Genomic DNA, 8719 nt, shown 5'->3' on the forward strand with positions numbered 1-8719 from the left:
TCATCGACCTCGGCCGGGTCGACCACCAGCAGCCCGCGGCCGTTCGCCGCAAGCGCGGCCTCAACATACTCGGCACCGAACCGGGCGAACCGGTCGCGATGCTCCACGACGATCGGTGTGGCTCGCCGTGTTGAAGGGCGGCAACGCCGGATCGGCGGCGCAGGCGGCCGCGACGCGGTCGGCCAGCAGCCCGATCGTGGTGACGGGCCCGTCCATCAGCGGTCCGCGAGCGATGATCGAGGTCGGTGACGAACTCCTGCAGGTAGGTCACCGTCGCCCGCTGCACCTCGTGAAAGGTGTCGAGGTCGGCGTTCTCCGCCCGCAGGAGCCGCTGCAGTTCGCCGTTGAACTGCTTCGTGTTCGCCCGCAGCGCCTCCAGATGGTTCTCCAGCTCGCTCAGCGTCGTGAAGAGCCTGCGGTCCGACGAGGTCTCGTCGAGCAGCAGCGCATACAACGCGTCGAGTCTGTCCGCGATGGCGTCCAGGACGGCGGTCTGCAGCGCACCCGTGGACGCCAGCACCGCCAGCGCGTGCTGGACACCGGCGAACGCCGCCTCCCCGCGCCGGGTCAGGGAGTACTGGAGGTTGCCGCCGAGCTCGTCCGGACCGAGCGTGGTCTCCAACCGTTCGTTCGCCTCGCCGAACACCCGCAGGACGGCCGTGTACAGGTCGGCGTTCTGCTCGGTGGCGAACCGGAACATCTCCGGTGGCACGCGATGCATCGTCGTCATCCTGCCTCCACCGCGGTTCGCCCCCTCGGTCGGCGCTCAGCCACCAGGCACCACCAGGCACCCGCCTCACGGTAGCCAACGGATCCGACAGTACTGACGGTCCCCGGAAGGCCGGCGGTACGAGCGGGAGGCAGGCCCGAGGCCTGGACGCGGACCGCCGACCGACGATCCGCGAAGCGTGGGAGGATATGCCGTTCCGGCGGATGCGGTGAGACTCCGGTCAGCTGCACTCCGCGTTCGTCCCCGCGCTACGGACGTCATCGAGGAGTTGTACATGGCCGTCAAGGACCAGGCGAAGGTCTACCTGCGTAAGGCGGTGCAGCGGTCCGGTTTCGACCTCGTCCGCCGGCCCGGCTGGGAGATCCCCGCCGGCATGGACGCCGAGGCGCTGGCCACGATCCGCGAGTGCGCCCCGTACACCCTCACCGACCAGGCGAAGGTCTTCGGCCTCATCCAGGCGGTCCGGTACCTCGTCCGCAACAAGATCCCGGGCGACGTCGTCGAATGCGGCGTGTGGGCCGGCGGCTCCACGATGGCGGCGGCCCGCACGCTGCTGCAGCTCGGTGACACAGGCCGCGACCTCTACCTGTTCGACACGTTCGAGGGCATGTCCCCGCCCACCGACAAGGACGTCGCGCCGGACGGGCAGACCGCCGCCGGCCTGCTCGCCCACTCCGACCCGGCCCAGGCCGACTCGGCGTGGGCCATCGTCTCCCTCGACCAGGTCAGGGCCAACATCGCCCGCATCGGCTACCCGGCCGACAAGATTCACTTTATTCAGGGGAAGGTCGAGGACACCATCCCGCAGAACGCTCCCGACGGCATCGCCCTGCTCCGCCTCGACACCGACTGGTACGAGTCCACCAAGCACGAGATGGAGCACCTCTACCCGCGCGCCACCCCGAGCGGAGTCCTCATCATCGACGACTACGGCTGGTGGAAGGGCGCGCAGCAGGCGGTCGACGAGTACGTCGCCGCGAACCAGGTCCCCATCCTTCTCAACCGCCTGGGCCCGGAGGGCGGCGCCATCGGCGTGATCCCCGCCGGGTAACCGCCCGCCCTGTGTCCGTTGGTCGCCGGTGATTGTCGACGCGGCGAGCTCTCGGGAGAGGGAATCTACACGACAGTCAGATGACCCTCTCGGGCACAGCTGGATCTGATGGCGGCTACGACTGGCATCGCTTCGTCTTGAATATCGTGACCGCGATATCGCTTTCGGCTGGCTGGCTGGGTGTTGACGGGCATGCGGATCCGAGAGGATGGTCTGTGCTTTGAGTGGCAGAACTGGGCGACGATCGCTACTGCAGAGCGTCCTGGTCGGCGTGGTGTTCGGGTTGGTCGCATTGCTCTTGATTAAAATTTTCGATGGGAAGTTCGAGTGGGTATATGCGATCTTTCCTGCCCTGGTGCCGATACTCCAGAACCTCTGGGTCAACCACGTGTCGGGCAGGAAGACGAACGGCGCCGGAGACCAGGACATCTCGTGAATGCGGCGCTTCGGGCCGAAAGATGTCTGACGGAGGCCCGCGCAGAGCTGGCGAGGTCGGCCGTGGAGCATAATTCGATCGCGAGCTGAATCGACCGGGCCGGGGAGAACCCTGCCATCCGCATCGTCTTCCACGTCGTCGAGGAGCCGGCGGGAAGGTCGGCCGCGAGGCAGTGCCGGTCGACCGGCCGCCCATGCTCGTTGCCGTGGCCTGCCTCACCGGGCGGCCGACAGGACTGCCCGAGCGAGTTCGGCGAAGGAGCCGCCGTACCCGTTGGACTCCTTGAGTGGAAATCCTACCTGCGGAATGAGGTGCGACAGCCGATGTCCACTGAGGTTCCGGTGGAGATCCTGGGATCGCTGACCCTGCCGGAGGCCGCCGCGGCCTTGTTTGTAGATCTTGTGTCTGTCGAAGTAGCCGAAGGATGTGCACTCGAAAGGGTTGCGGATTCGGACGCCGAGGCGAATCTTACCTGGCGGCTGGTGTCAACCGATGAGCGTCGAGAGAAACGCGTGGCCATCGAGGAGTTTGCGATCGCCAACTTGGGCGATCCTCTGTTCCTGAACGCATGGTGAACCGTCAGGAAGGTGCTTGGATCGTCCGTGCTGGCGGCGCGAGTCGGTCCCTTGGATGCCGCGAGACTCCTGCTGCCCCTGGGCGTGCAGCCTGGGACATACGAAGAGATCGATGAGCTTTGGGGGCTGGTCAGCGAATGGGAGGACGACGTCGGTCACCGCAGTGAGTATCTGGCGCGGATAAGGGAATTTCTGATCGCTGGCTGAGACCCGGATCGGTGGATCGGTCTCGCCCGCTCGGACCGGTCTCCACGGCGTCATGGCAGGTGATATCCCCGTCCAGGTGGAGGAGTTCAGCCCCGGCCAGGCGGTCCGCCACCTCGTTCGCAGCGGGCTACCGGGCGACATCGATGCCCGGCCGACAGGTTCCGCTTCATCTGCGGACCCGGGCGTCCTGCGTTTTCTGGCCGGACTACTCTCCCTGAAGTTTCGCCATGGGGAGTGTGCTGAATCGGCCTGCTTGCTCGACTCGGGCCCGTGGTCGTCGAGTCGGTCGCGGTCGTCGACGGCGTGTTGGTCATCACCGCCCGTACCCGGGGCGGTGATGCTAGAGACGTGTCGCAGTCCGGATGAGGTCGGCGACGGCTCTGGACCGGCTGTGCGGTGGCCAGGCGATCACGGTGGTGACTGTCGGCGCGTCCAGCACGGGCACGGCGGCGAGGTTCCTGTGCAGTTGGGCTCGGCATGACTCCGGTGAGATCGTGCAAGCGCGGCCGAGCGCGATCAGCTGCAGTAACTGCGCGTGGTCGCGGACCTGCGGGCCGGGGCCGGGCGGGTAGGCGCCGTCGGGGTCGGGCCAGCGTGGCAGGGGCAGGCCTGGCAGCGCGGTGATGTCGGCCATGTGCACGTGGGCCCGGACGGTGAGCGGATGCCCGGCCGGCAGGACCACAATCTGGCTCTCCGTGCTGAGCTCTGCGGTGTGGAACCCGGCCGTCGAGTCGAACGGCCGGTGCAGTAGCGCCACGTCGGCCCGGCCCTCGCGCAGGAGTCGTTCCTGCTCGGCCGGGCCGCACAGGGTGACGTCGACGGGGACCGCGCCGGGTTCGGCGGCGTAGGCGTCGAGCAGTTTCGCCAGCAGTTCGCTGGACGCGCCGGCTTTCGTGGCCAGGACCAGGCCGGGACGGCCGGTCGCGGCGAGGGCGGCGCGGCGGGTCCGGCGGTCGGCGGCGTCGACCGCGTCGAGGGCCGCCCGGCCCTCGGCCAGCAGCACCGAGCCGGCCTCGGTCAGCGTGACGGTGCGGCTGGTTCGGTCCAGGAGTGCTGCCCCGAGCCGGCGTTCGAGCTGCTGGATCGCCCGTGACAAAGGCGGCTGTGCGATCCCGAGCCGCTGCGCGGCGCGCCCGAAGTGCAGCTCTTCAGCGACAGCGACGAAGTATCGCAGTTCCCGGGTCTCCACGCAGCCACGCTATCCCGGGATCGATACCTGGGCGGTATCGTTGGCCACCTGATCGGTGTTGGACCCCTCGCCAGGGTCCGGGTCAGCATTGACCCTATGAGTGAACCGACGATTGCGCTGGTCACCGGCGCGAACAAGGGAATCGGGTACGAGATCGCCGCGGGCCTGGGTGCCCTCGGCTGGAGCGTCGGCGTCGGCGCCCGCGACGATCAGCGCCGGGAGGCCGCGGTGGAGAAGCTGCGCGCGGCCGGCGTTGACGCGTTCGGTGTACCGCTGGACGTGACCGACGACGCGAGCGCGACCGCCGCCGCACGGCTGATCGAGGAGCAGGCCGGGCGCCTCGACGTGCTCGTCAACAACGCCGGCATCACTGGTGGTATGCCGCAGGAGCCCACCCGGGTCGATCCGGCCACCATCCGGACGGTCGTGGAGACCAACGTGATCGGCGTCATTCGCGTCACCAACGCGATGATGCCGCTGCTGCGCCGCTCTGCCTCGCCGCGGATCGTGAACATGTCCAGCAGTGTCGGCTCCCTGACCCGGCAGTCAGGAACCGCTGGTGAGCAGACGACGGGTCCGGTGGCCGTGGCGTACGCGCCGTCGAAGACGTTCCTGAACGCCGTCACCCTCCAGTACGCCCGGGAGCTGAGCGGTACGAACATCCTGATCAACGCCGGCTGCCCCGGCTTCGTCGCGACCGACCTCAACGGCTTCCGCGGCGTGCGCACCCCCGAGCAGGGCGCGGCGATCGCCATCACACTCGCGACCCTGCCCGACGACGGCCCGACCGGCACGTTCTTCGAGGACGCTGGCGTAGTGCCCTGGTGATGTGCACGGCGGGTCATCACCCGCCGGGTGAGGCGGCTTCGCCCGCGCGTCTCGAACAGGTTCATCGACTGTTGAACAGTCCTGCCAGGACCTGGCCCAGGTAGGCGGAGATCCCCGAAATGTGGGTGGGTTAGTCCCACGCGGGCGCGCAGGTTTCTGTTGACGACCTGCTGGTTGAACGTGGCTGCCGCGAGCAGCACCGTGCGGACGCCGCCCCGGGCATCGTCCGGTATGGGTTTCCTGTCGGTCAGTGCGGTTCGGTATCGAATGAGTACATCTGTCGCTCATGTTGTTCGGGCCCAAACTGTCAGGAGACAGTTGTGCACATCGCGATCATCGGCAAGGGGAAAGTGGGCTCTGCTCTGGGAGCACGGCTCACGTCCGCCGGCCACGAGGTGGCCTACGGCTCACGTACCCCCGAGGACCACACCGGGTCGGTCAGTCAGACGGATGCCGTCCAGGGCGCCGAGCTGGTCATCATCGCCATCCCTGGCACTGCTGTCCTTTCGGCGTTGGAGGGGATCGGGGAGGACGTCCTCGCCGATCGGATCGTGCTGGACGTGTCGGCCGCCTTCACGCCGGACATGGCGCTGGCCTACCCCAACGACAGCGTCGCCCGGCGGGTGCAGGCGCGCTTCCCCCGGGCCCGGGTCGTCAAGTCTCTGAACACCATGAACGTCTCGATCATGGTGGACCCGCTGGCCTCGCTCTCGCAGGCAACGGTGTTCGTCAGCGGTGAGAACCAGGACGCCAAGGCGGCCGTCAAGGGGTTGCTGGCCGACCTGGGCTGGACCACGGAGAGCATCCTCGACCTCGGGGGCGTGGCCAGTGCGACAGCCACCGAGCACGCCGCGCCGTTGTTCTTCGCGACCTACATGGCCTTGCAGACGATGCGGTTCAACATCGCCATCACGCGCTGACAGCAGCCGTGTCGGGCGGTACCGCCCGCTACCTGGCGAGTCCCCGCCGTAGCCACGATCCGGTGAAGCGCAGCCTGGAGCCCAACCCGTGGGCGACGCGGCGCCACCAGCAGCGATTATCCCTCAGCGCCGAGTCGCTCGTCAGGAAAGCATCACTCGGTGAGGCCCACCCTCGGGACGCACTCGCGTGGCTCTGACGCTGAGACGAAGGTCAAAGACCGAAACGAAAGGACTGATGCTGCATGCCGCGAACACCCCGGCCCAGCTTCGGGATCATGACCGCCCCCATGCAGATCGGCTACCACGACATCCTGCGGGTTTGGCGCGAGGCGGACGAGATCGCCGAGATCGAGCACGCGTGGCTGTTCGACCACCTCATGCCGATCGGCGGCGACCCGGACGGGTCGTCCTACGAAGGCTGGACCCTGCTCTCGGCCCTCGCCGCCCAGACCCGGCGACTGCGCCTCGGCCTGCTCGTTACCAGCAACCGCATCCGCCCACCCGCGATGCTGGCCAAGATTGCTACGACTGTCGACACCGTCTCCGGTGGACGTCTCGACTTCGGCATCGGCGCTGGCTCACGACCGGACCAGCCCTTGGCTCGGCGGGAGTACGAGGCGCATGGCCTGCCCTTCCACGACGCCGCTCACGCCGTGGGCAGCCTCGCCGAGGCGTGCACGGTTATCCGGCGGTTGTGGACCGAGCCCGAACCCTTCGACTTCCACGGCACCTACCACCGTCTCACCGATGCGTTCGGCAATCCGAAGCCTGTCCAGCGTCCCCACCCGCCGATCCTCATCGGCGGCCGTTCGGCCGCCGTGCTGCGCATCGCTGCCGAGCACGCTGACCTGTGGAACATCCCGGGCGGCGACATCGACGACGTCGTCAGCCGCAGCGCGCTGCTGGACCGCTACTGCGCCGAGATCGGGCGCGACCCTGCCGCCATCACCCGCTCGATCCACCTGCCGGTTTTCTACGACCAGCCCGGCACGACCCGGGACGCAGCCGGCAAGGCGATCGACGCCGGCTTCCGGCACATCGTTCTCGGCCTGCCGGCGCCCTACCCCGCCGGTGCCGCCCAGTGGGTCGCCGACGAACTCATCACCACGCGGATCTAAGACACCAGGCGAAGCACAAAACTGACCGTGGTGGGCCCTGATGCCGGTGACCGTACCGCCGTCCCTGCTGATCGTTCTGAAGGACGCCAAGCAGCTTCTCGGCGCGGGCGACGCCCAGAACCGGCTGCCCGCCGCCACGAATCTCCCACCGGGCCGGGGTTCGACCGGCGCCGCAACCGGCGGGTGTCAGAACCAGCCGCGGCGGCGGCCGAGGTGCTCCAGCTGCTGGTGCAGCAGGCCGGCGAGCGCGTGGCGGTCGGTGTCATGGTGGCCGACACGGAAGCGGCTGAGTTCGTCGCCGCCGCGGGAGAGCAGCCCACCGCGGCGGTCGGCCTCCAGCACGACGTCCATCCCGGCACCGTCGACGAGGAAGGTCACCTCCAGTTCGGAGATCCGCCGGGCGTACTCGCCGGCCGGCTTGAGCTCGATCTCCTGGTAGAACGGCAGGTCGGAGCCGCCGAGGTGGCCCTTCTCCACGTCCGCGGAACGGAAGTGGAAGCCGAGGTCGCCCAGCGCCGCCAGCACCGCCTCCTGCACCGGCAGCGGATGCACACCCACCGGGTCCAGGTCTCCCGGGTCGACCGCGCCGGGGATCGCCAGCTTCGTCCGCACGCCGATCTTCATGCCGTGCAGGTGCCAGCCGCCGACGTCGGTGATGGGCGTCTGCCACGGCACGGGCAGCTCGAACCGGCCGGTGATCTGCTGCCCGGGGTTGATGGTGAAGCCCCCGCCGACCTGCTGGGTGCCGAAGGTGACCTGCTCGTACCAGGTCGAGTCGTCCCGCTCGACCTCGACGGTCGCCTCCAGGGAGACGAGGACCTTCTCGACCTCCTGGTCGACCTTGCCGCCGGTGATCGTCGCCGTGCCGGTCACGACGTGACCCGGCAGGGTCTCCGGCTGGTCCAGCACGGTCTCGACCTCGGCCCCTCCGACCCCGAGCCGCGACATGAACCGCTTCATCCCCATCGTCCGTTCGTCCCCTTCTCGGTGGTGTCCGGCTCTGCCGGGTGCTGCCGCGACCGCCCGAGCACGTTCTCACATCTCTACGCCGGCCCGATCGGGGAGATCGGCGCAGGTCGGCAAGGTGACATCGGTCGGGACGCTCGGGACAGTCCGTGACGAAGGTGGAGGACGTAGACGGGGCGGGGCATCGGTCCGTAGGGCGAACCGGTACCATTCCGCTTCGTGACCTGCATCGTCGGGGTTCAGCAGGACGGCCGGGTCGTGATCGGTGGGGACAGTGCCGGTGTAGCCGGCTGGTCCATCACCGTGCGCGCGGACACCAAGGTGTTCCGCAACGGTGAGTTCATCATGGGCTTCACCGACTCGTTCCGGATGGGCCAGCTGCTCCGCTACAGCCTCGTCCCGCCCGTGCCCCAGGACTGGGACCTTGATCGGTTCATGGCGACCGACTTCATCGCGGTCGTCCGCGACTGTCTGCGCGAGGGCGGGTTCGCCCGCAACGACTCGGGCAGCGAGAGCGGCGGACTGTTCCTCGTCGGCATCCGCGGGCACCTCTACCGCATCGACTCGGACTATCAGATCGGCCGCAGCGTCGACGACTACTACGCCGTCGGCAGCGGCGACGAGTACGCCTGCGGCTCCCTGCACAGCACCCGCGGCCTCGACGCGGAACAGCGCGTGCAGCTCGCCCTGGAGGCCGCC

The 8719-nt window shown here is 68.5% G+C and carries 8 protein-coding genes and 2 pseudogenes; 6 read left to right on the forward strand and 4 right to left on the reverse strand.

Going from position 1 to position 8719, the window contains the following annotated elements; all coding sequences use genetic code 11:
* A pseudogene (locus NBZ85_RS23020) lies at positions 1 to 113 on the reverse strand (IS607 family transposase); the annotation flags it as partial.
* A 131-nt stretch (positions 114 to 244) separates the two neighbouring features.
* Positions 245 to 730: pseudogene (locus tag NBZ85_RS23025) on the reverse strand (DUF2397 family protein); the annotation flags it as partial.
* 274 nt (positions 731 to 1004) lie between these two features.
* On the opposite strand from NBZ85_RS23025, the gene NBZ85_RS23030 reads away from it, so the two are divergent.
* Both NBZ85_RS23030 and NBZ85_RS23035 read left to right on the forward strand, forming a co-directional pair.
* Positions 1005 to 1781 (forward strand): TylF/MycF/NovP-related O-methyltransferase, encoded by a 777-nt coding sequence (locus NBZ85_RS23030; RefSeq protein ID WP_261558547.1) that lies wholly within the window; start codon positions 1005 to 1007, stop codon positions 1779 to 1781.
* A gap of 759 nt (positions 1782 to 2540) precedes the next feature.
* Positions 2541 to 2792, forward strand: coding sequence for a hypothetical protein (locus NBZ85_RS23035; protein ID WP_261558548.1), 252 nt, complete (start codon positions 2541 to 2543; stop codon positions 2790 to 2792).
* 547 nt (positions 2793 to 3339) lie between these two features.
* Here NBZ85_RS23035 and NBZ85_RS23040 read toward each other — a convergent pair.
* Positions 3340 to 4188, reverse strand: coding sequence for a LysR family transcriptional regulator (locus NBZ85_RS23040; RefSeq protein WP_261558550.1), 849 nt, complete (start codon positions 4186 to 4188; stop codon positions 3340 to 3342).
* A 96-nt stretch (positions 4189 to 4284) separates the two neighbouring features.
* On the opposite strand from NBZ85_RS23040, the gene NBZ85_RS23045 reads away from it, so the two are divergent.
* From NBZ85_RS23045 to NBZ85_RS23055, 3 genes are all read left to right on the forward strand, one after another.
* Positions 4285 to 5016 (forward strand): SDR family NAD(P)-dependent oxidoreductase, encoded by a 732-nt coding sequence (locus NBZ85_RS23045; protein ID WP_261558552.1) that lies wholly within the window; start codon positions 4285 to 4287, stop codon positions 5014 to 5016.
* A gap of 320 nt (positions 5017 to 5336) precedes the next feature.
* Positions 5337 to 5936, forward strand: coding sequence for an NADPH-dependent F420 reductase (locus NBZ85_RS23050; RefSeq protein ID WP_308205036.1), 600 nt, complete (start codon positions 5337 to 5339; stop codon positions 5934 to 5936).
* A 242-nt stretch (positions 5937 to 6178) separates the two neighbouring features.
* On the forward strand, positions 6179 to 7054 hold the full coding sequence (locus tag NBZ85_RS23055; protein WP_261558553.1) for an LLM class flavin-dependent oxidoreductase: 876 nt from the start codon (positions 6179 to 6181) through the stop codon (positions 7052 to 7054).
* 186 nt (positions 7055 to 7240) lie between these two features.
* On the opposite strand, the gene NBZ85_RS23060 is transcribed toward NBZ85_RS23055, so the two are convergent.
* Positions 7241 to 8020, reverse strand: coding sequence for a sporulation protein (locus NBZ85_RS23060; RefSeq protein WP_261558555.1), 780 nt, complete (start codon positions 8018 to 8020; stop codon positions 7241 to 7243).
* A gap of 219 nt (positions 8021 to 8239) precedes the next feature.
* Between NBZ85_RS23060 and NBZ85_RS23065 the strand changes: the two genes are divergently transcribed.
* Positions 8240 to 8719: Ntn hydrolase family protein (locus NBZ85_RS23065; RefSeq protein ID WP_261562573.1), on the forward strand; the 480-nt coding region annotated here is incomplete at its 3' end.

Origin of the sequence: Frankia tisae (genome assembly GCF_025403405.1) — a bacterium.
Taxonomy (GTDB): domain Bacteria; phylum Actinomycetota; class Actinomycetes; order Frankiales; family Frankiaceae; genus Frankia; species Frankia tisai.

What these genes read in the sequence shown, in the direction of transcription:
- NBZ85_RS23060 (WP_261558555.1), bottom strand. Translation starts at nt 8,020, where the DNA reads ATGGGGATGAAGCGGTTCATGTCGCGGCTCGGGGTCGGAGGGGCCGAG.
- NBZ85_RS23045 (WP_261558552.1), top strand. Translation starts at nt 4,285, where the DNA reads ATGAGTGAACCGACGATTGCGCTGGTCACCGGCGCGAACAAGGGAATC.
- NBZ85_RS23055 (WP_261558553.1), top strand. Translation starts at nt 6,179, where the DNA reads ATGCCGCGAACACCCCGGCCCAGCTTCGGGATCATGACCGCCCCCATG.
- NBZ85_RS23035 (WP_261558548.1), top strand. Translation starts at nt 2,541, where the DNA reads ATGTCCACTGAGGTTCCGGTGGAGATCCTGGGATCGCTGACCCTGCCG.
- NBZ85_RS23030 (WP_261558547.1), top strand. Translation starts at nt 1,005, where the DNA reads ATGGCCGTCAAGGACCAGGCGAAGGTCTACCTGCGTAAGGCGGTGCAG.